Source organism: Cytobacillus sp. SAFR-174 (genome assembly GCF_051964675.1).
In the GTDB taxonomy this organism is placed as follows: Bacteria; Bacillota; Bacilli; order Bacillales; family Cytobacillaceae; genus Cytobacillus.
The window spans coordinates 238,733-257,625 of sequence record NZ_JBQCMZ010000002.1 but is presented as its reverse complement, the minus strand read 5'-3'; the positions used below and the strand labels follow the sequence as shown (position 1 = coordinate 257,625).

Genomic DNA, 18,893 nt, shown 5'->3' with positions numbered 1-18,893 from the left:
TTTTATCAATCAAAGCCGATATATAAAAAACCTCTCTGAAATATTTCAGAGAGGCGGATATTATTAGGAAGCAGTCTTTTGAGTTTGAAGTCTTTCATCCGATTTCTTTATGATTAATCTCGGTGCCGATGAAATAATTAATACGGCCAGGACTGAGCAGAGAATTGCCGCTCCGAGCATGGTTGCTCCGTTTGCCAGGAAGGAAAAGAGAATCGGTGACATCCCTTCCGGCGCATAGCTTCCGAAGAAGATCACACCTGCAATGAAATGCCAGAAATATCTAGCCAGGCTTCCAGCGAATACGGCTAAGACAACCCAGGCCAATGCCTTCTTCTTGTTACCTGCCTGCAGCTGATTTTGGATGACCCGATAAAACAAACCGGCAATACCGATACAGGCAAATGCCACAAAATACTCAATAAATGCCTGAAGCGGAGTGGCAATCCAGGCATCCCCCATGGCAATCTGCAAGATTCCCCATAAGAGGCCTGCAATGAAGCTGACCTTAAAGCCCCGCCTGAAAGCCAGAATGAAAATCGGAATCATCGCGGCAGATATGGAAATGGATGGCGACAGCTTGATGGATGGCAGAAAATCAAGAATGATAGCAAAGGCAGCAAAAAATGAGGCCTCTATCATCGCCGTCAGGCTTAATTTTTTCATAAAAAAATCCCCCTTCAATCGTATGACGATACCCCAAGGGAGAACAAGCAGGCAGAAAACTACCTGCCTATCATTCCACATTCCTGCGCTAGCATTAACTAACAGGTTCAAAGGGTCAGAACAGCGGACTGTTCACTCTCAGCGATATGCTCCCCTTGTGGCACGTTATTAAATTATCCGCTTTTAGTATATATGAAATTCATGATGGTGAAAAGGATTTATTTTCCCTCGCTTATGATAACCTGATTATCCCACTTTCCGGTGCGGTAATACATATAGGCGATGAAACTGCTTATTGCAAAGCTGACACCCATACCTGCAGCTATGCCTTTATCACCCATAAACTTTGAAAATAGAAATGTTAAAGGATAGCGCAGGATCCAGAATGAAACGATATTCAGTATCAGCACTTGAAACATCGCACCAGAAGCTCTAACCACACCATTTAATACAAAATTAATGCCGAGAAGCGGATAAAAAAAGGCAATGATCTTTAAATATTCAGTGCCGTAGTGAACTGATTCTTTATCCTGGATAAACAGGCGCACCCCGTGTTCTGCAAATAAGACCGTCCCAAAGGCGATGAGAAACATGATTCCAAGATTGTAAATGACTCCGTACAACGCAATCTGATGCACCCGTTCCCATTGATGTCCCCCTATATTTTGACCCGCCATACTGTTGACTGCAGTTCCCAATGCCATCGCAGGAAGCATAATGATGCTGTCAATGCGCTGTGCGGCACCAAATCCCGCTACCACGTCACTGCCAAAAGAGGTGACGACAGACATAATGGCCATAACACCAGCTGATATGACAGTCATTTGGAGCCCTGAAGGGATGCCAAGCTTGAATATCAATGCTGCCTCCTCTTTATGCGGCCAAGAAGGAATAGTAAATGGTGCCAGCTTTTTGCGGAGTATGAATACCATTCCGATTATAAATGCAAAGCCCTGTGATACGACTGTTGCATAAGCGGCTCCTTCAATACCAAGCTGGAATACAGAAATAAAAAGAGGATCCAGGATTGCATTTAATACAACTGCTATCAGGACAAAGTATAAAGGATTTTTGCTGTCTCCGAGCGCCCTGAGTATAGTTCCTATAAAATTGTAGCCAAATAAAAACAGAATTCCAATAAAGTTAATCTGCAAATAGGATGCTGCACCTTCGGCCATTCCCGCAGGTGTGCCCATTAAGGCCAAAATCCTTTCAGCAAGCAGGAATCCGGCTGTTCCGAGAACAACTGACAAAATTGCCTGAATGACGGTAAAGGCATTTAGATATCGTTTCAGCCCCTCTTCGTGATCTCCTCCCTTCTGCTGGGATAAAATCGTTAATGCCGCATTGTTTATGCCGATGATAAAAGAAAGTACTGTAAAAATTACAGTGCCTGAAACTGCGGCAGCTCCCAATGCATCAGCCCCCAGCAGATTCCCGACCCACAGACTATCTGTAAATTGATAGGATATCTGCAGGAAATTTGTGAGCATAATGGGAGTGGAGAACACCAGCAGCTGTTTGAATATGTTTCCTTTTGTAAAATCCTGCTGAGCCATCTATACACCTTCCTAATTTTTTTCACAGTTTCTATTATTAACTATTTCACTTTCAGTTTCCATTTTTATGGTTTTGTGTGTTTTTAAGTTTCTAAAATTTTTTTCTTAACCGCTGTCACATTTTTTTCACATATTACTGGCGTCTGAACGCTGTTGTAGCACACTTTGTAAAAAGCAAAATTATTTTTCCATAATTTACAACGTTTAAAAAGTGTAAAACCCTGTATTTAACAATTTTAATTTCTTATAATGTAGATATGTTCAATGAGGAGGGAAATAGTTGAAATCACGTCTTAAGAAGCCTTCGACGATTATTTCTATTGCATTGGTGGTCACGGTGATTTTGGCAGCGGTTATTTGGACCGTACAAGCAGGAAAAAAGGATGTGACAGTTCCGTTTTCTTCTGTGGAAAAAATTATTGCCTCCCAGGATGGAAAGACTGTTGCAGTACAGGAATATAAAAATGGAAAACTGCTCATTACAGCTCCTGATGGCGAGTACATTTCTCATGTGCCTCCCAACAGTGAGATGGTTGATAAATTAGTAGAAACCTATAATATACAATATACTTTCGCAACCACAGGACCATATACCCCCTGGATTCTGGGCGGTGTAGTCCTCTTGTTTATAGCCATTGGAATTTACCTGTTTAAATCAGGTAAAGGCGGAATGGGCGCTACAAATACAATGAAGCAAAGTGTCTCGAAGCCTAAGGCCCTTCCTTCCGTTTCACTTGAAGATGTTGGCGGAATTCAGGAAGAAATGAAAGAGGAAATCATGCAGACTCTTTCCATCTTAAAAGAACCTGAGAAATCTTTAAAAATGGGGATCAAGCCGCCGAAGGGAATTCTTTTATACGGACCTCCCGGAACGGGAAAAACCCTGCTGGCTCAGGCAATTGCCAAGGAGCTTGGTGCCACTTTCTTTTCAACAAGCGGTTCCGGGTTTAATGAATTATTCGTAGGTGTTGGTGCATCCCGTGTCAGAAACCTTTTCCAGAATGCCAGAAAGCATTCTCCTGCTGTCGTCTTTATTGACGAGGTAGATGCACTTGCAGGACGGAGAAAGCAACATGGCGGAGAAGAAAGTGAAAAAACGTTAACTGAACTGCTGGTCCAGCTGGACGGCGGACATTCCAATGATGGAATATTATTTATTGCCGCCACAAACCGGAAGGATATGCTCGACGAAGCATTCCTGCGTCCTGGACGGATTGACTTCTCCTTCAACGTTCCACTTCCAGATACAAAGGGACGGAGAGAGATTATTAACATTCATACACGAAACAGGTTACTGGCTGAAGATGTAATGACAACTCTGGGCGATCTGGCAGAAAGCACCTCTGGTTTTTCAGGTGCAGATCTTCATTCTCTCTTCGAAACGGCAAGCCGCAGAGCAGTCCGAAACGGCCAGGAAATTATCTCAAAAGAAGATTTGGATTACGCTCTGGACCGTACTATTCTAGGAACCACCACCCGGGCTTTACAGGATGCCGGAACGAAGCAGCGGGTTGCAATCCATGAAGCTGGCCATGCATTAGTGGCTGCTTTAACAAAACCTGGATCCGTCCGGAAAGCAACCATTATTCCGCGTGGCGAAGCGCTTGGGTATGTAGCTCCTATCCAGAAAGAACTTCATTTATCGACAACAAGTGAATTGCTGGACCAGGTCGCGATGATACTCGCTGGCGGTGTATCAGAACGAATGATTCTTGGCGAGCACAGCATTGGGGTAAGCGGTGATGTTAAACAAGCGAAGCATATCATTGAGCAAATGGTTGATACAGGGTTACTTGATAACGGCTTCGAGCTTACTTTCAACAAAGGACAAAAAGAAGCTAAAATGCAGGATCTATTCCAAAAAGCATTAGAAAGATGCGAATTGATTATCGCTAATCATCAGCCTCAATTTGAGAAACTGGTAGAAGCCCTTCTGGAGAAAGAAACATTGGAAGGCAGTGAAGTCCAGGAGATTGCTGGAGAATTGAAGGCAGAAATGGTTATAGCATGATAACGGAACCGGCTCCTGCCTTGGGGCTGGTTTTTCTTTTTTAACTTTGTCTATTATAATAATATTATGTAAAGTGTATTTGAAAAGCCTTCTAATATAGAAGGCTTTACCTGCTATCCCCTGCCGGATGCTCTGCCTCTGATAAAGTTAACCACAATGATGATTGCTGCGATTACCAGCAGAATATGAATAATGCCTCCAGCTACTTTAAATATTAATCCAAGAATCCATAATACAAGCAGAATACCTGCTAAAGTCCAAAGCATACAGGTCACCCCCTTCGCTTTTGATTTATTCCTTACATACCCCTTTATAGGCAAGAAAATTCCTTAACTGCTGAAATACTGACATTGTTATGTTTTACAATGGATAGTTATTTTAATCCTGAAAGTTTTTCAAATACCCGTATTTTTCATCAGCAGTATCTGCATCCTTTCTCCGTCTTTGCATATACTATATTCACGGCCGCCCACCTCTTCTAACGCTATCGTTGCGGGACTAACCAGACCGGAATGTGGGCGGCCACCTGTATAGGTGACAAGTACCTATACCACCACTAGACCACTTTCGCACACACCATTAAAGCTGCAAACCGCTCAGGGGTTGCAGCTTTTATTTTTAAGGTCCGTCATCAATCAGTTCGTAGCCTGGAATCAGTTCTGACAGCGGAACAATTTGGGCTTTCTCTTTATATACAGGTATATACTCTTTTAGCACACTAACCATCTTTGTACCTGTTATGCCGACATGGCCGATTGCGATGATGCGTTCGTTTTGCACGAGTTTTTCAGCAAGTCTGTCAGCCTGTTTGGTGATATGTGCTGTCGTATAAATATCATCGAAGAAAATATTGTTTTCGACATAAGGAACACCTATTTCATTTGCCAGCTTGCCGACGACGCTTTTTCCGGTTGTTTTGCTGTCAAGATAAAATAATCCGTGTTCTTTACATACTTCAAGGACAACTCTCATGACCCGTTCATTTTCAGTGGCTCTTGAACCCATATGATGATTCATGCCGACCGCATGGGGCACTTCTTTAATGGCGCTCTCTACTCTGCTGCGGATTTCTTCATCTGTTAAATCTGTTGTGATGGCCCCCGGCCCAAGCCAGCTCCTTTTTCCTCTTTTCGGCTCCATCGGCATATGAACGATTACTTCATGCCCGTTTTTATTTGCCAGTTCTGCATCTTCTTTTGTCGTTGGCATGAAGGGCATGATGGCAGCCGTCAAGGTCACCGGCAGTTCCATCATTTCTTTTGTTCCCTTCATATTGTTCCCAAGATCGTCAGTGACAATGGCCAATTCAGGTTTTGGAGAAGCAGCACTTATGGGAGTTCCTATACTTCCGAATGAAAAAATCAATACAAATATGCTGAAGAATCTCTTCATTTTTCCATCCTCCTTTGCGCTAGCATTCCCTGATTCCCTAAATCCGTTCCAATACAAAAACTGCCAGGATCTTAAATCCTGGCAGTACCCTATTTCTTATGCATTTTAAACTCAAGGAAAAGCTCATTATAATAAGCAAGCATCCTTTTTCCCAGGTTCTCGTAAACCTCCAGCCGCGCTGTCATTTCTTCATCCGGATAAAAACGTTCGTCAGAGATTGTTTCTTTGTCCATATATTTCAGCGCCTCTTTATTTGGCGTTGAATACCCGACGTATTCTGTATTTTGCGCCGCATTTTCCGGGTCAAGGATGAAATTCATAAACTGGTGGGCCGCTTCCGGGTTTTTAGCAGTCTTAGGGATGACCATATTATCAAACCAGAGATTGGAGCCTTCTTCCGGAACTACATATTCAAGATTATCCTTCTCCCACATAAGCTCCTGTGCCGTGCCGGACCAGACCACGCCAATGCCGGCTTCATCATTTTCCATCAGCATTCTGATTTCATCACCCACAATGGCCTTAATGTTAGGTGTAAGACGATCGAGTTTTTCTTTAGCTTCCATCAAATGGCCTTTATCTTTGTCATTAAGAGAATAATGAAGACTGTTGAGCCCCATGCCCATTACTTCCCTTGCTCCATCAATCAGGAGGATCTGGTTCTTTAATTCAGGGTCCCATAGATCATTCCAGCTCGTGATTTTTTTATCACCTAAAATATCGGTGTTATAAAGAATACCGACTGTGCCCCAGAAATAGGGAATTGAATACTCATTTTCAGGATCAAAAGGCAGGTCCATAAAACGAGGATCAATATATTTCAGGTTTGGAATTTTAGAATGATCAACCGGCAGCAGCAGGTCATCTTCCTTCATTTTTTCAATCGCATATTCTGATGGAACTGCAATATCATAAGCTGTTCCGCCCTGTTCAATTTTCGTCATCATCGCTTCATTGGAATCGAATGTTTCATAGATGACTTTAATGCCTGTTTCCTGTTCGAACTTATCCACCAGGTCTGCATCAATATAATCGCCCCAGTTAAAAATGGTCAATGTATTGCCGCTTGTGTAGCCCTGGGAGGAATTCAGCCCGGAAACGATGTACAACAAGGCGAATGAAACGATTAATACGGCGGCGAGCGCCTGAATAAGCTTCTTCATTGCCTTACCCCCATTCCATTCGGCTTATCATTGCGCTTTGTAATAAAGTAATAGCCTGTCACCAGAATGATGGTAAATAGGAAAAGCAAAGCGGATAAAGCATTGATATTTAGTGAAACTCCCCTTCTTGCCAGGGAATAAATCTCAACTGACAAAGTGGTAAAGCCATTGCCTGTAACAAAGAAAGTGACGGCAAAATCATCCAGAGAATAGGTCAGGGCCATAAAAAAGCCTGCGAAAATTCCAGGTGTGATATAAGGGAGAATGACCTTAGTCAGCACATCCAACCTGCTGGCCCCAAGATCCATGGCAGCATAAATCATCGATGTGCTCATTTCTTCAATCTTAGGCAAAACCATCAGAACGACAATCGGAACACTGAAGGCGATGTGTGCCAGTAAAACAGATACAAATCCAAGCTTAAGTCCGATCATCGTAAAAAGAATTAAAAACGACGCGCCAATAATGACATCCGGACTGACAATCAGCACATTATTCAACGACAGGAGCGTGTTTTTCACTCTGCGCTTTCGTGCATAAGCAATCGCAAGTGCCCCAGCCACTCCAAAGATGGTCGATATCGCTGCAGATAAAAGAGCAATAATAACCGTGTTCAGGACAATGATGAGCAATCGGGTATCCGCAAACAGCTCCCGATACCAATCCAAAGTAAATCCTTCGAATTGATACATGGTTCCTCCACTGTTGAAGGAATAAAATATTAAGTAAAAGATCGGGGCGTACAGGATGATAAAGATAAGAGCCAAATAAACTGCCGGCCATTTCCTGTTCTTTTTCATTTATAGGATCCCCCGCTTTCTTCTGCCTGTCAGCACCATAATGAGTACCATGGCAATAATCAGGAAGACGGCAATGGTAGAGCCCATTCCCCAATCCTGTGTTACAAGAAAGTGCTGCTCAATGGCGGTTCCAAGAGTAATGACACGGTTTCCAGCAATCAGTCTTGTCAGCATGAATAATGATAGAGCAGGGATAAAGACAATCTGGCATCCTGCTTTAACGCCATCCAGTGTCAATGGAAAGATAACACGCTTGAATGTTACCCAGGAAGAACCGCCCAAATCATTGGAAGCATCCAAAAGCGTTGGATTCAATTCATCTAAAGAATTAAATATCGGCAATATCATAAAAGGAAGAAATATATAGACCGACACAAAGATAAAGCTGAAATCCGTAAACAGGATTTGTCTTCCGCCGATTCCCATCGCTTCCAGAAAGTTATTCGCAGCGCCATAGGTTCCGAAGATGCCAAGGAAAGCATAGGCTTTCAAAAGCAGATTAATCCAGGATGGCAGGATGATCAATAAGAGCCACAGCTGCTTATGCTTCGTTTTCGTCAGCAGGTAGGCCGTCGGATATGCGATCAGTAATGAAAATAACGTTATTAAAAAGGCATACCAAAAGGAGCTTAGCGTCATTTTTAAATAAACAGGCGTAAAGAATTTCCGATAATTCTCCAATGTGAAATGCCCTTCAATATCAAAGAATGAATAATACAGAACAAGAAGCAAAGGCGTCACAACAAAGAGGGCAATCCAAAGCACATAAGGAATTAAATAAAAATTGCGGGAATTAGTTCTCATGGCTTCCCTCTTCATAAGCTTCCAGACGCTTATCAAATTCCTCTTCGGTTTCCCCATGCCTCATGACGTGAATCGCTTCAGGGTCGAAATGAAGGCCAATTTGATCCCCGACGGTCGCCTTTTTGGTTGAATGGACGAGCCACTCATTGCCATCGCTGTCATAGCAGCTGATCTCATAATGTACTCCCCTGAATAGCTGGGAGTCAACTTTAACCTTCAGCTTCCCATCATCCGGGGCTGTAATAGCCAGGTCTTCAGGCCGGATTACAATCTCAACTTCTTCATTCGGCTCAAAGCCTCCGTCAACACACTCAAATAACCTTCCGGCAAACTGTACCTGATAATCCTTGATCATCGTTCCGGCAACTATATTGGATTCACCAATAAAATCTGCTACAAAGCGATTGATCGGCTCGTCATAAATATCAGTAGGAGTACCGCTCTGCTCAATGCTTCCGCTGTTAAGCACGAAGATTTCATCTGACATGGCAAGTGCTTCCTCCTGGTCATGTGTGACGAAAATAAACGTGATGCCAAGATTTCTCTGCAGCTCCCTAAGTTCATACTGCATTTCGGTCCGCAGCTTCAGGTCAAGAGCGGATAGGGGCTCATCCAGGAGAATGACCTCAGGCTCATTGACAATGGCCCTTGCGATGGCAACACGCTGGCGCTGCCCTCCTGACATTTCTTTAATTTCCCGGTTTTCATAGCCTTCAAGGTTTACAAACTTCAGCGCTTCTTTTACTTTTTTCTCAATCTCCGCTTTCTTCATTTTTTTGATTTTTAAGCCGAATGCTATGTTTTCATACACATTCAGATGCGGAAACAGGGCATAGTCCTGAAAAACCGTGTTTACTTGCCTTTTGTTGGCGGGAACATGATTAATGACTTTTCCATTAAAATAGATATCCCCATCAGAAGGTTCAGTAAAGCCGGCAATCAGCCGCAATATCGTCGTTTTCCCGCAGCCCGATGGACCCAGCAGGGTATAAAACTTCCCGCGTTCAATTTCAAAGCTGACATTTTTTAAAACTGGCGGATCATTATCATATCTTTTTGTCACCGAATTAAAACGGATAATGGTGTTATCTGTCATCTAACTCTCCCTATCTATAGAAATTTACAGCACGTATGCCTTGTTAAGTTCAAACGTATAATATCATAGATTGCCCGAAATCTGTCATATATTGCAATTTGCCTACAAAAATAACCCCGCATCTTGAATGCGGGATTATAGATGCTACACTCCCCGCTTATTGCCCCATACATAGGTATGCAGCTGCGGAAGAACTTTCACATCTGTCAGCTCACTGTCATGAATCGTTTTTTCAATAAGCCAATCATATTTATCAAGCAGCCTCTGCAGTAAATTCCGGTCGTCTGCTGTTACCGTATCATCATTTCCCACCTGCAGATAAAACGGAACCCCTGGATAGCGCTGATATACGTTTTTGGCATATTCATAATCCTCATCATCAAAAACAACGATCTTCAGGGAGAACTGCTGATCTTCTCTTCTGCCTGCCTGCAGTTTATTCACGATCAGATCAAGCACTTCAAAGTCCGTATTCATGCCTGAACTCGGCGGCTTTGGGGACAGGGTCAGTTCATCAATATCATAAAACCAATCCTGCCAGCGGCTTCCCTGTGTTTCGAGGCAGAGCTTAATACGTTCAGCTTTAAGCAGAGAAATTAATTCACCCAAATTTTTCAGAAGAGCCGGATTGCCGCCCGAAATGGTTACGAAAGAAAATCCGTCCCCGCCGAGTTCTTTAAGCTCCTTCCAGATTTCATCCGGTTCCATTTGGCGGATGCTGTCCTTCGCACTTCCATCCCAGGTAAAAGAGGAATCACACCAGCTGCAGGAATAATCACATCCTGCTGTACGGACGAACATCGTTTTTTGGCCGATCACCATTCCTTCCCCCTGAATAGTCGGCCCGAAGATTTCCAGTACAGGAATCTTACTCAATTTCCATCCACTCCCTTCTTGCTTCAGCATAGCTAGTAGGAGTTTCAAAAAGGCGCACAAATTCAACTCTTGCACCGTCATATTGCTCTATTCTGTTTTGCAGGCTTTCTTGCATTTTTTCATAAATCCAGACAACCATATTCTCGGCTGTCGTATTCATTGGGGGCAGCGTTTCGTTCAGGTACTTATGGTCAAGAAATATCTCAATCTCGTTTTTCCAGATTTCTTTTATGTCGCCGAAATCAATCATTAACCCTCTGTCATCCACGAATCCGCTTATGCCAAAAATCACCTTATAGGTGTGGCCATGCAGGTTTTTGCATTTTCCTTCATAGCAATGCAAATGATGGGCTGAATCAAAAGTGAATTCCTTGCTGACCATTACACGCTTATGGTGGTATTTCAGCTGATCCGGCTTAATGTCTTCATTAATTTTTTGGAGTTTTTCAACAATCCTGAAACCGTACATAGCTTAAAGCTCCCCCTTTTCACTGAGGTATTCTTCAAGGCCTTTTTGTCTTAAATGACATGCAGGACACTCACCGCAGCCATCTGCCGGAATGCCGTTGTAGCATGTCAGCGTATTATTACGCACATACTCAAGGGCATCCAATTCATCTGCAAGCTTCCATGTTTCAGCTTTATTGAGCCACATTAAAGGCGTATGGATCACAAACTGTTCATCCATTGACAGATTCAGTGTGACATTCAGTGATTTGATAAAAATGTCCCGGCAATCAGGGTAGCCGCTGAAATCTGTTTCACATACACCGGTAATAATATGCCTGGCATTGATCTGACTGGCCAGTACACCGGCAAAGGACATGAATAAAAGGTTTCTTCCGGGCACAAATGTCGATGGAAGCCCGCCTTCCTCTCCATCCTTTACTTCAATATCATCACGGGTCAGTGCGTTTGGCGCAAGCTGATTCAATAGGGACATATCAAGGATATGATGCCTGATTCCCAGATCTTTTGCTATTTCCTTGGCACATTCAATTTCAAGTTTGTGCCGCTGATTATAATTAAAAGTGACTGCTTCCACCTCGGCAAAACGTTCCTTTGCCCAGAATAAGCAAGTAGTACTATCCTGGCCGCCGCTGAATACAACGAGCGCTTTATCATTTTTCATAAAAATATTCTCCTTTAACATAGAAAAACAGGACCACTAAGAAAGCAGACCTGTTTTCCTTAGTTTTTTAAAGAGGGTAGCTAGAACCTCTACCGTGTACACGGATTTTCTATTGAACTATCAGTTTATATTATCATCTTTACAGGAATTTTAGAAGATATTACTTATATTCAAACGAAAAGTTTTATAATTCAAAATCGTGGAAAAGTATTAATACATCGCCGATTTCAAAAGGAGGGATTGAAGCCATGATCAGGTTTACATCGACTTCACGCTATTCCTTTGGCATTGCAAAAAAAGGGACATTTGCAAGAAGGTCTGCAGGAATGAATATTCAGGACAGGTCTGCTCTGATACGAATGGGACTGCTCCAATAAAAGAAACCGGTAAAAAAAGGTGCGGCTATTGCCTGCACCTTTTTTGCGTATCAATTTTCTGAATCAGCCTCCAGCAGATCCCAGGCAGTAATGATGCCTTTTGGTTTTTCAGTGGGCTTTCCATTCTCGGTTACAATGATCCCTTCAAGTTTTTCATTATTATTTCTGCTCTCCTCAAACATATCCTCCAAATCGAAAATAGAGGTATTCGTACCGGCAAAGGCTATTTGATGCTTGGATTTCTTGTTGTAAAGCTCTTTGATTTTCACCTTTTTCAGCTGGATCGTTTCTTCCGTAAAATGCTCTGCCATCCATTTTACAATATCCGCCGAGGTTAATAGCCAGGAATATTCCTCTTCCCGGGAGTAAATGGGAAACTGGGAATGTGAAAATTTATTGATAATGGCAAGTACATCTGAAAGCTTGCCATCTTCATAAAAATAAAACACCGGTGTGGCAGCAATCGAAATCGCGGTTTTGGGCTTTTCAAAATGGCCGGCAATCAGTTCAATTTTTTCCACCGTTTCCAGGTGCGGTTCTGCTATATAATAATCCAGATCAATTTTTTCATGAACAATAGCATTTCTCAGTTTGGCAAACTGATATAAATCGTCCTCATATAATCGAATCAGCGAATGGTTTTTCTGTATTTCAATCAGCTTATAAAACCTGTCAGTTCTGGCTTGTTTAGCAGATTGTTTCAAAGCCTTGTGAATTCGGTTAAAGGCTGCCTCAAATCTTTCTGATAAGTTCATTTTTATATCTGTACCCACAATAATCTCTCCCTAATTCATAATGTCCCTACTTTATTCCCATATTAGAGGACAAAATAAACTATGAAGATTCTGGCTCGCCTTCCGGCAGAATAATTTGCACAAATAGAATTTTCAATCTATTATATGATATTATATTGTTTAGCTGAAGACATTGCATAAATATATAAGTTTACTAATAAATTTTTTCGTTCTAACGTTAATAAACATAGATTTCCTTTGTTTTAGGAAAGAATAATATGTGTATTTAGTCTCGGCGAAAATGGATATTTATTATTACTGAATAATATTTTACAACCTTCAGCTACCTACAATTATTGAGAAAGCTGGTGAAATCATGGAGTATACTGTACATCCTTTAGGAGATAATGCCGTTCTTATTGAACTTGGGAACGAAATCAGTGAGGATGCACATCAAAAAGTGCAGACACTGACAGCCTTTCTCGAGAAACATCGTCCAGATTGGATGATTGAATACATACCCGCTTACACAACCGTCACTGTTTTTTATAATCCATTCGAGATCTATCAGCTTTCAGATGGAGAACTTCCATTTGACTTCATATGTTCTCTCCTAAAACCGCTTATGGAAGAGCTGGGGGAAAATAAAGCAGTGGAAGCAAGAATAGTGGAAATTCCGGTTTGCTATGGAGGAGAATTCGGTCCTGATCTTGATTATGTTGCCGAACATAATGGACTTACCCCTGATGAAGTAATAGACATTCACTCTTCTGGCAGCTATCTGGTCTATATGATCGGCTTTGCGCCAGGCTTCCCTTTTATCGGCGGAATGTCAGAACAAATTGCCGCACCAAGACGGGATACACCACGGTTAAAAATTCCCGAGCGTACAGTTGGAATTGCCGGGATGCAGACCGGGATATACCCAATTGAGACGCCAGGAGGCTGGCAGCTGATCGGCCGTACTCCTGTTAAGCTGTTTCGCCCAATGGATGAATCCCCTACCTTGTTAAAAGCTGGCGATAAAATCAAATTCAGGCCAATCAGTCTGGAAGAATACCATCATTGGGAGGAGACGGATCAATGATTAAAGTGTTAAAGCCTGGACTCCTTTCAAGCATTCAGGATCTGGGAAGAACCGGCTATCAGAAGTTTGGCGTCATAGCCAGCGGGGCAATGGATCCTTTTTCACATAGGATGGCCAATCTGCTGTCCGGAAATGAGGAGAATGATCCTGCATTGGAAATAACGATGATGGGCCCAACCCTGACATTTGAAGAAGACACATTAATTTCAATTTGCAGCGGTGATCTTTCCCCTTCGATCAATGGCCAGCCTATTCGGACATGGCGGTCTGTTTTTGTGAAAAAAGGCAGCGAACTTAAATTCGGAGGATGCCAAAAAGGGTGCCGGGCCTATCTGGCTGTTTCCGGTGGTTTTGACGTTCCGGAAGTAATGAACAGTAAATCCACCTACCTGCGCGCTGGTATTGGCGGCTTTAAAGGCAGAGCATTAAAGGCTGGAGATGTGGTGGAAACCGGCAAACCTTCCCTCCAGTCTTTGAAAATGAAGGACTATTTATCAAAGCAGCTCCTTGATAAAGTTTTTGTTGAAAACGACTGGGGCATTGCTTCAAAACTCATTCCGGAAACTGTGGGGAATCCGGAAATCAGAATCACCAGGGGACGTCAATTTGATTTATTTACCCATGAAAGCAGGATTCAGCTTTTTAATCACGCATTTGAGGTGACAGCACAATCTGACAGGATGGGATATAGATTGAAGGGCCCTGCCCTTGCCCTGTCAGAGCATGCTGAACAAATATCTGAGGCCGTCAATTTTGGTTCCATTCAGGTTCCGCCTGATGGAAATCCGATTGTCCTGCTTGCTGACAGGCAGACAACCGGCGGATATCCGAAAATTGGACAGGTTGCCGCTGTCGATCTTCCCCTTCTGGCACAAGCTAAACCCGGGGATGCCTTACGGTTTGTGGAAATATCAAATAAAGAGGCGCAACAGTTACTTATAAAGAGAGAACTGAAATTAAAGGAATTAAAACAAGGGATATCTTTAAAAACCAGAGGAGGAAATTAACATGCACATTGTAGATATTAACTGTGATATGGGAGAAAGCTTTGGTTCCTACAAGATGGGACGCGATGAGGAAATCCTGGACCACATCACCTCAGCCAATATCGCCTGCGGCTTCCATGCCGGCGACCCTGCGACCATGCGAAAAACAGTCAGATTGGCGCTTGAGAAAAATGTTGGCCTGGGTGTCCATCCGGGACTCCAGGACCTGCACGGGTTCGGCCGCAGGGATATTAGTATTACACCTCAGGAAGCCTATGACCTGGTGGTCTACCAGATTGGCGCTTTATATGCTTTTGTTAAATCAGAAGGCGGTAAGCTTCAGCATGTTAAACCACACGGTGCACTGTTTAACATGGCCTCAAAAAGCGCACCATTATCGGAAGCAATTGCAGAAGCTGTTTACAAAGTGGATCCAGAACTGATTCTGTTCGGTCTCTCAGGGGGCGAATTGGTTAAAGCCGGCAGGAAAATTGGCCTCCGGTCCGCCAATGAAGTATTTTCAGACCGGACCTATCAGGAGGACGGATCGCTTACGTCAAGACGGGAAAGCAATGCACTGATTACTGATCACAGCGCTGCTGTTAATCAGGTAATCCGCATGGTCAAGGAAGGAAAAGTTCATTCTGTTCAAGGCACTGATGTATCCATTGAGGCCAATACGATCTGCATCCACGGTGACGGGGAAAGCGCTCTTGAATTTGCCCAGTACATTCCGAAGGCATTGAATGAAGCTGGTATCCAGGTAGCAAAAATCAGTGATATTTTGAAATAAAATTGGTATTGATGGAGAAAATTAATGCTTGTGCGAATGGCACCCCATCAGCCCCTGCAGGCTGATGGCATAAAAAAATAACCACAAATTGAATTATTGGGGGAAAATGCATGAAAAAGCAATCTAATGCCAGTCTTTTACTTGGCGCTGCCTTCCTTATGGCTACATCTGCCATTGGCCCGGGCTTCCTGACTCAGACGACTGTATTTACAGAAACCCTGCTTGCGAGCTTCGGGTTTGTCATTTTAATTTCTATTATTATTGATATTGGTGCACAGATGAATATCTGGCGAATTATTGCTGTGTCTGAAAAACGGGCCCAGGATATTGCCAATGATGTCCTGCCGGGCCTCGGATATTTCCTGGCTGCCCTGATTGTTATGGGTGGACTGGCTTTTAATATCGGAAATATTGCAGGTGCCGGGCTGGGTACTAATGTTATTTTCGGCATTTCGCCTGAATTTGGCGCCCTTTTAAGCGGAATTCTGGCAATTGGCATTTTTCTTGTAAAAGAAGCCGGAAAATTAATGGACCGCTTCACACAGATTTTAGGATTTGTCATGATCGGATTAACTCTTTATGTCATGTTTACGGCACAGCCTCCTGTTGGTGAAGCTGTCGTCAAAACGTTTGTTCCAGACAAAATTGATATTCTGGCCATTATTACACTAGTCGGCGGTACGGTCGGCGGCTATATCACTTTTGCTGGCGGCCATCGCCTAATTGATGCAGGTGTCAAAGGAAAAGAAGCTCTTCCTGAAGTCACAAAGAGCTCTGTGAGTGCAATCGGGATTGCTTCCATAATGCGTATCTTCCTTTTCCTCGCAGCCCTAGGTGTAGTTTCGCAGGGCTTGGCACTGGACCCATCCAACCCGCCAGCTTCTGTTTTCCAGCTGGCTGCGGGCAATATTGGCTATAAAATGTTTGGAGTTGTAATGTGGGCAGCAGCCATCACTTCTGTAGTCGGTGCAGCCTATACCTCAGTCTCATTTATTCGGACATTGAGTCCTTCTATTGAAAAATATCATAAATGGGTGATTGTCGGGTTTATTGCCGTTTCTACATTTGTCTTTGTTTTAATTGGAAAGCCGGTAAAAATACTGGTTTTAGTTGGTTCATTAAATGGTCTTATCCTGCCAATCGCATTAGGTGTCATGCTGATTGCTGCCTATAAAACCAAAATTGTCGGTGACTACAAACATCCTCTGTGGATGACAATTTTCGGTGTCATTATCGTGGTTGCCATGTCTTACATGGGGGTTTACTCATTAATCAACGGAATCCCTGAGCTGTTTAAATAAACATGAAAGGAGATTTTTATATGAACTCCCCTTCTCTATTGAAACCTGATGAGTCGCGCAAATTAATTCGCAGCGGCGAGTGGGATAAGCCGACTGCTGGAATGGCAAACGGCTACATTCAGGCCAATCTTGCCATATTGCCAAAGGAACTGGCTTTTGAGTTTCTCCTTTTCAGCCAAAGAAATCCAAAATCCTGCCCAATCATCGATGTGACAGAACCTGGGTCTCCTGTGCCGATGCTGTCAGCCCCAAATGCTGATATCACAACCGATTTGCCCAAATACAGGATTTATAAAAACGGTGTTCTCTCTGAGGAGCTTTCGGACATCACTTCTTATTGGGATGGTGATATGGTGGCATTTCTGATCGGCTGCAGTTTTACCTTTGAAGAAGCATTGCTGAAAAATAATATCCCTATCCGCCATATTGAGGAAAATCGGAATGTCCCGATGTTTAAAACCAATATTGAGTGTGTGAAGGCAGGCCGGTTTGAAGGGCCAATGGTTGTGAGTATGCGGCCGATGACAGAGAAGGAAGCTATTCGGGCTGTCCAGGTGACTAGCCGCTTCCCTTCTGTCCATGGGGCCCCTGTCCATATTGGGAACCCTGAAGCAATCGGCATTCATAATATTCATCAGCCCGATTTTGGCGATGCCGTGACGATTAAAGATGGAGAGGTTCCGGTCTTTTGGGCTTGTGGCGTCACTCCTCAGGCAGTTGCCATGCATGTAAAGCCGGAAATTATGATTACACATGCACCGGGACATATGTTTATTACTGATTTAAAAAATGAAGAGTTTTCGGTTTTATAGGAAAAAGGCGTCCATTGGGCGCCTTTTACTTTTTGTGTTTTAAAAAATCCAGTGCATCTTGATGATCCTTTTTCATAATCTGCTCTATTAATGGGTCAGCCGGGATGACTTCCTTCTTTTTACTTTTGATAGTCCGGTAAACAGGCCTGATGGTGGATAGACTGCTTTTTACTTTCCATTCTCCACCCTGAAAGACTATTTTCAAATCGATGAGACCGAGATGATTGCCCCAGTATCCAGCCTGTACAGCAGCTGTTCCATTAATGGTTCCTGTCTTCAAGTCGATCCCCGGCACCTTTTGCAGCTCATCTTTGACAGGAAAAACAGAATGGCTGTGACCGAATAAAATGGCATCTATTCCTTGAACTTTGCTGAGTGCCTGAACTGAATTGCCCTTTTTCTCCTCCAGCCCTTTATCGGATTGGAGGCCGGTATGTGCAAGGGCCACAATGATATCCGCCCCTTTGCTTTTCATTATAGGGATAAAGTGCTCTGCCGTTTCTTTTATATTTTTCACTTTAAGGTTCCCGCGAAAATACTCTTTATTCCACTCCGCAACAATCGGAGTAATAAAGCCGATGACTCCGACATTCAGCTTTTGCTTTTCTCCAGCTGTATCTGTCACTTCTTTCTCTATAATGGTGTAGGGGTTAAAATAATTGAGGTCATCTTCTTCAAGCTGATTGCCGTCTTCCACATAGATATTGGCATTCACATAAGGAAAATTGGCTCCCCTGAGGCTTTCTTCCATAAAATCAATTCCGTAATTAAATTCATGATTTCCCGCTGTTGCAGCATCATAAAGCAGCGTATTCATAGCCTTAAAAACAGGATGGACATTAGCCATATCAAGAGGATGGCTTCTATAGGCATATTCATCGAGCCCATTGCCTTCAAGAATGTCCCCGTTATCAAATAAAAGGGAGTTAGGAGACTCATTTCTAGCCTGTTTAATCAGGCTGGCCGTCCTGGAAAGCCCAAACTCCACTGTTTTCCTGCGGTCTTCATAATCATAACCAATCATATTTCCATGCAAATCAGTGGTTTCCATCACGCGCAGATGGATGGTTGGCGGTCCGGATACTTCAGCTTCCGTCTGGTTCCAGACAAGCAGAAGGGCTATGAATGATAACAGCGTGATCGTATATTTTTTCATTCCCTTTTTCATTCCAACTCCCCCAGACGATCAAAGATTAGTTTTCTTATTTTCTCTAGATGCAAGAAAATTAATCAGAGATTGGGGACTTAAGAAAAAAGAAGAAAAAAAGGAAAATTTTGAAACCTTTTTCCTCTTTATTCGGTATAAA

The 18,893-nt window shown here is 43.0% G+C and carries 20 protein-coding genes and 2 riboswitches; of the genes, 7 read left to right on the top strand and 13 right to left on the bottom strand.

Going from position 1 to position 18,893, the window contains the following annotated elements; genetic code table 11:
* Positions 1-63: 63 nt before the first annotated feature.
* Both thiT and ACTHRG_RS03560 read right to left on the bottom strand, forming a co-directional pair.
* Positions 64-663 carry an energy-coupled thiamine transporter ThiT gene (gene thiT, locus ACTHRG_RS03565; RefSeq protein ID WP_076262270.1) on the bottom strand — a complete coding sequence of 200 codons (600 nt, stop codon included), beginning with the start codon at positions 661-663 and terminating at the stop codon, positions 64-66.
* Between the two features lie 63 nt (positions 664-726).
* A riboswitch (TPP riboswitch) is annotated at positions 727-829 on the bottom strand.
* A 52-nt stretch (positions 830-881) separates the two neighbouring features.
* On the bottom strand, positions 882-2,222 hold the full coding sequence (locus ACTHRG_RS03560) for an MATE family efflux transporter (RefSeq protein ID WP_076262268.1): 1,341 nt from the start codon (positions 2,220-2,222) through the stop codon (positions 882-884).
* A gap of 280 nt (positions 2,223-2,502) precedes the next feature.
* Here ACTHRG_RS03560 and ACTHRG_RS03555 point away from each other — a divergent pair, with 280 nt between their 5' ends.
* Positions 2,503-4,233: an AAA family ATPase gene (locus ACTHRG_RS03555; protein WP_440230585.1), complete on the top strand. Its 1,731-nt coding sequence runs from the start codon at positions 2,503-2,505 to the stop codon at positions 4,231-4,233.
* 113 nt (positions 4,234-4,346) lie between these two features.
* Here ACTHRG_RS03555 and ACTHRG_RS03550 read toward each other — a convergent pair whose 3' ends face one another.
* The 9 genes from ACTHRG_RS03550 to queC form a co-directional block, all read right to left on the bottom strand.
* Positions 4,347-4,499, bottom strand: a complete 153-nt coding sequence (locus ACTHRG_RS03550) for a lmo0937 family membrane protein (protein WP_113880971.1) — start codon at positions 4,497-4,499, stop codon at positions 4,347-4,349.
* 352 nt (positions 4,500-4,851) lie between these two features.
* Positions 4,852-5,625, bottom strand: coding sequence for a divergent polysaccharide deacetylase family protein (locus ACTHRG_RS03545; protein ID WP_076262264.1), 774 nt, complete (start codon positions 5,623-5,625; stop codon positions 4,852-4,854).
* Between the two features lie 89 nt (positions 5,626-5,714).
* Complete coding sequence (locus ACTHRG_RS03540; RefSeq protein ID WP_076262263.1) at positions 5,715-6,788, bottom strand: ABC transporter substrate-binding protein; 1,074 nt, start codon at positions 6,786-6,788, stop codon at positions 5,715-5,717.
* Positions 6,785-7,588 (bottom strand): ABC transporter permease, encoded by an 804-nt coding sequence (locus ACTHRG_RS03535; protein ID WP_076262262.1) that lies wholly within the window; start codon positions 7,586-7,588, stop codon positions 6,785-6,787. Before ACTHRG_RS03535 ends, ACTHRG_RS03540 begins: the two co-directional genes overlap by 4 nt.
* Positions 7,589-8,392, bottom strand: a complete 804-nt coding sequence (locus ACTHRG_RS03530; RefSeq protein WP_076262261.1) for an ABC transporter permease — start codon at positions 8,390-8,392, stop codon at positions 7,589-7,591.
* On the bottom strand, positions 8,382-9,488 hold the full coding sequence (locus ACTHRG_RS03525; RefSeq protein WP_076262260.1) for an ABC transporter ATP-binding protein: 1,107 nt from the start codon (positions 9,486-9,488) through the stop codon (positions 8,382-8,384). Before ACTHRG_RS03525 ends, ACTHRG_RS03530 begins: the two co-directional genes overlap by 11 nt.
* Positions 9,489-9,632: 144 nt before the next feature.
* On the bottom strand, positions 9,633-10,364 hold the full coding sequence (queE, locus tag ACTHRG_RS03520) for a 7-carboxy-7-deazaguanine synthase QueE (RefSeq protein ID WP_076262258.1): 732 nt from the start codon (positions 10,362-10,364) through the stop codon (positions 9,633-9,635).
* A complete protein-coding gene (gene queD / locus ACTHRG_RS03515) occupies positions 10,357-10,833 on the bottom strand; it encodes a 6-carboxytetrahydropterin synthase QueD (RefSeq protein ID WP_076262256.1) in 477 nt (158 codons plus the stop codon). Before queD ends, queE begins: the two co-directional genes overlap by 8 nt.
* A 3-nt stretch (positions 10,834-10,836) precedes the next feature.
* Positions 10,837-11,496, bottom strand: coding sequence for a 7-cyano-7-deazaguanine synthase QueC (gene queC, locus ACTHRG_RS03510; protein WP_076262254.1), 660 nt, complete (start codon positions 11,494-11,496; stop codon positions 10,837-10,839).
* Between the two features lie 53 nt (positions 11,497-11,549).
* A riboswitch (PreQ1 riboswitch) is annotated at positions 11,550-11,592 on the bottom strand.
* A gap of 152 nt (positions 11,593-11,744) precedes the next feature.
* On the opposite strand from queC, the gene ACTHRG_RS03505 reads away from it, so the two are divergent.
* Complete coding sequence (locus tag ACTHRG_RS03505; protein ID WP_286149064.1) at positions 11,745-11,873, top strand: hypothetical protein; 129 nt, start codon at positions 11,745-11,747, stop codon at positions 11,871-11,873.
* 50 nt (positions 11,874-11,923) lie between these two features.
* On the opposite strand, the gene ACTHRG_RS03500 is transcribed toward ACTHRG_RS03505, so the two are convergent.
* Positions 11,924-12,646: a CBS domain-containing protein gene (locus tag ACTHRG_RS03500; RefSeq protein ID WP_286149063.1), complete on the bottom strand. Its 723-nt coding sequence runs from the start codon at positions 12,644-12,646 to the stop codon at positions 11,924-11,926.
* A gap of 337 nt (positions 12,647-12,983) precedes the next feature.
* Here ACTHRG_RS03500 and pxpB point away from each other — a divergent pair, with 337 nt between their 5' ends.
* From pxpB to ACTHRG_RS03475, 5 genes are all read left to right on the top strand, one after another.
* Positions 12,984-13,694, top strand: a complete 711-nt coding sequence (gene pxpB / locus ACTHRG_RS03495) for a 5-oxoprolinase subunit PxpB (RefSeq protein ID WP_076262252.1) — start codon at positions 12,984-12,986, stop codon at positions 13,692-13,694.
* A complete protein-coding gene (locus ACTHRG_RS03490) occupies positions 13,691-14,701 on the top strand; it encodes a biotin-dependent carboxyltransferase family protein (protein WP_440230584.1) in 1,011 nt (336 codons plus the stop codon). Before pxpB ends, ACTHRG_RS03490 begins: the two co-directional genes overlap by 4 nt.
* Position 14,702: 1 nt before the next feature.
* Positions 14,703-15,473, top strand: a complete 771-nt coding sequence (locus ACTHRG_RS03485) for a LamB/YcsF family protein (RefSeq protein WP_076262248.1) — start codon at positions 14,703-14,705, stop codon at positions 15,471-15,473.
* Between the two features lie 110 nt (positions 15,474-15,583).
* The gene (locus ACTHRG_RS03480; protein ID WP_440230583.1) at positions 15,584-16,774 is read left to right on the top strand and encodes an NRAMP family divalent metal transporter; all 1,191 of its coding nucleotides are present in this window, start codon (positions 15,584-15,586) and stop codon (positions 16,772-16,774) included.
* A gap of 20 nt (positions 16,775-16,794) precedes the next feature.
* Positions 16,795-17,586 carry a putative hydro-lyase gene (locus ACTHRG_RS03475; RefSeq protein ID WP_076262244.1) on the top strand — a complete coding sequence of 264 codons (792 nt, stop codon included), beginning with the start codon at positions 16,795-16,797 and terminating at the stop codon, positions 17,584-17,586.
* Positions 17,587-17,611: 25 nt separating this feature from the next.
* Here ACTHRG_RS03475 and ACTHRG_RS03470 read toward each other — a convergent pair whose 3' ends face one another.
* Positions 17,612-18,754, bottom strand: a complete 1,143-nt coding sequence (locus tag ACTHRG_RS03470) for a metallophosphoesterase (protein WP_076262242.1) — start codon at positions 18,752-18,754, stop codon at positions 17,612-17,614.
* Between the last annotated feature and the right edge of the window lie 139 nt (positions 18,755-18,893).

Excerpts from the sequence above, each read along its gene's own strand:
- thiT (WP_076262270.1), bottom strand. The coding sequence starts at position 663 with ATGAAAAAATTAAGCCTGACGGCGATGATAGAGGCCTCATTTTTTGCT.
- ACTHRG_RS03560 (WP_076262268.1), bottom strand. The coding sequence starts at position 2,222 with ATGGCTCAGCAGGATTTTACAAAAGGAAACATATTCAAACAGCTGCTG.
- ACTHRG_RS03550 (WP_113880971.1), bottom strand. The coding sequence starts at position 4,499 with ATGCTTTGGACTTTAGCAGGTATTCTGCTTGTATTATGGATTCTTGGA.
- ACTHRG_RS03545 (WP_076262264.1), bottom strand. The coding sequence starts at position 5,625 with ATGAAGAGATTCTTCAGCATATTTGTATTGATTTTTTCATTCGGAAGT.
- ACTHRG_RS03540 (WP_076262263.1), bottom strand. The coding sequence starts at position 6,788 with ATGAAGAAGCTTATTCAGGCGCTCGCCGCCGTATTAATCGTTTCATTC.
- ACTHRG_RS03535 (WP_076262262.1), bottom strand. The coding sequence starts at position 7,588 with ATGAAAAAGAACAGGAAATGGCCGGCAGTTTATTTGGCTCTTATCTTT.
- ACTHRG_RS03530 (WP_076262261.1), bottom strand. The coding sequence starts at position 8,392 with ATGAGAACTAATTCCCGCAATTTTTATTTAATTCCTTATGTGCTTTGG.
- ACTHRG_RS03525 (WP_076262260.1), bottom strand. The coding sequence starts at position 9,488 with ATGACAGATAACACCATTATCCGTTTTAATTCGGTGACAAAAAGATAT.
- queD (WP_076262256.1), bottom strand. The coding sequence starts at position 10,833 with ATGTACGGTTTCAGGATTGTTGAAAAACTCCAAAAAATTAATGAAGAC.
- queC (WP_076262254.1), bottom strand. The coding sequence starts at position 11,496 with ATGAAAAATGATAAAGCGCTCGTTGTATTCAGCGGCGGCCAGGATAGT.
- ACTHRG_RS03505 (WP_286149064.1), top strand. The coding sequence starts at position 11,745 with ATGATCAGGTTTACATCGACTTCACGCTATTCCTTTGGCATTGCAAAA.
- pxpB (WP_076262252.1), top strand. The coding sequence starts at position 12,984 with ATGGAGTATACTGTACATCCTTTAGGAGATAATGCCGTTCTTATTGAA.
- ACTHRG_RS03490 (WP_440230584.1), top strand. The coding sequence starts at position 13,691 with ATGATTAAAGTGTTAAAGCCTGGACTCCTTTCAAGCATTCAGGATCTG.
- ACTHRG_RS03485 (WP_076262248.1), top strand. The coding sequence starts at position 14,703 with ATGCACATTGTAGATATTAACTGTGATATGGGAGAAAGCTTTGGTTCC.
- ACTHRG_RS03480 (WP_440230583.1), top strand. The coding sequence starts at position 15,584 with ATGAAAAAGCAATCTAATGCCAGTCTTTTACTTGGCGCTGCCTTCCTT.
- ACTHRG_RS03475 (WP_076262244.1), top strand. The coding sequence starts at position 16,795 with ATGAACTCCCCTTCTCTATTGAAACCTGATGAGTCGCGCAAATTAATT.
- ACTHRG_RS03470 (WP_076262242.1), bottom strand. The coding sequence starts at position 18,754 with ATGAAAAAGGGAATGAAAAAATATACGATCACGCTGTTATCATTCATA.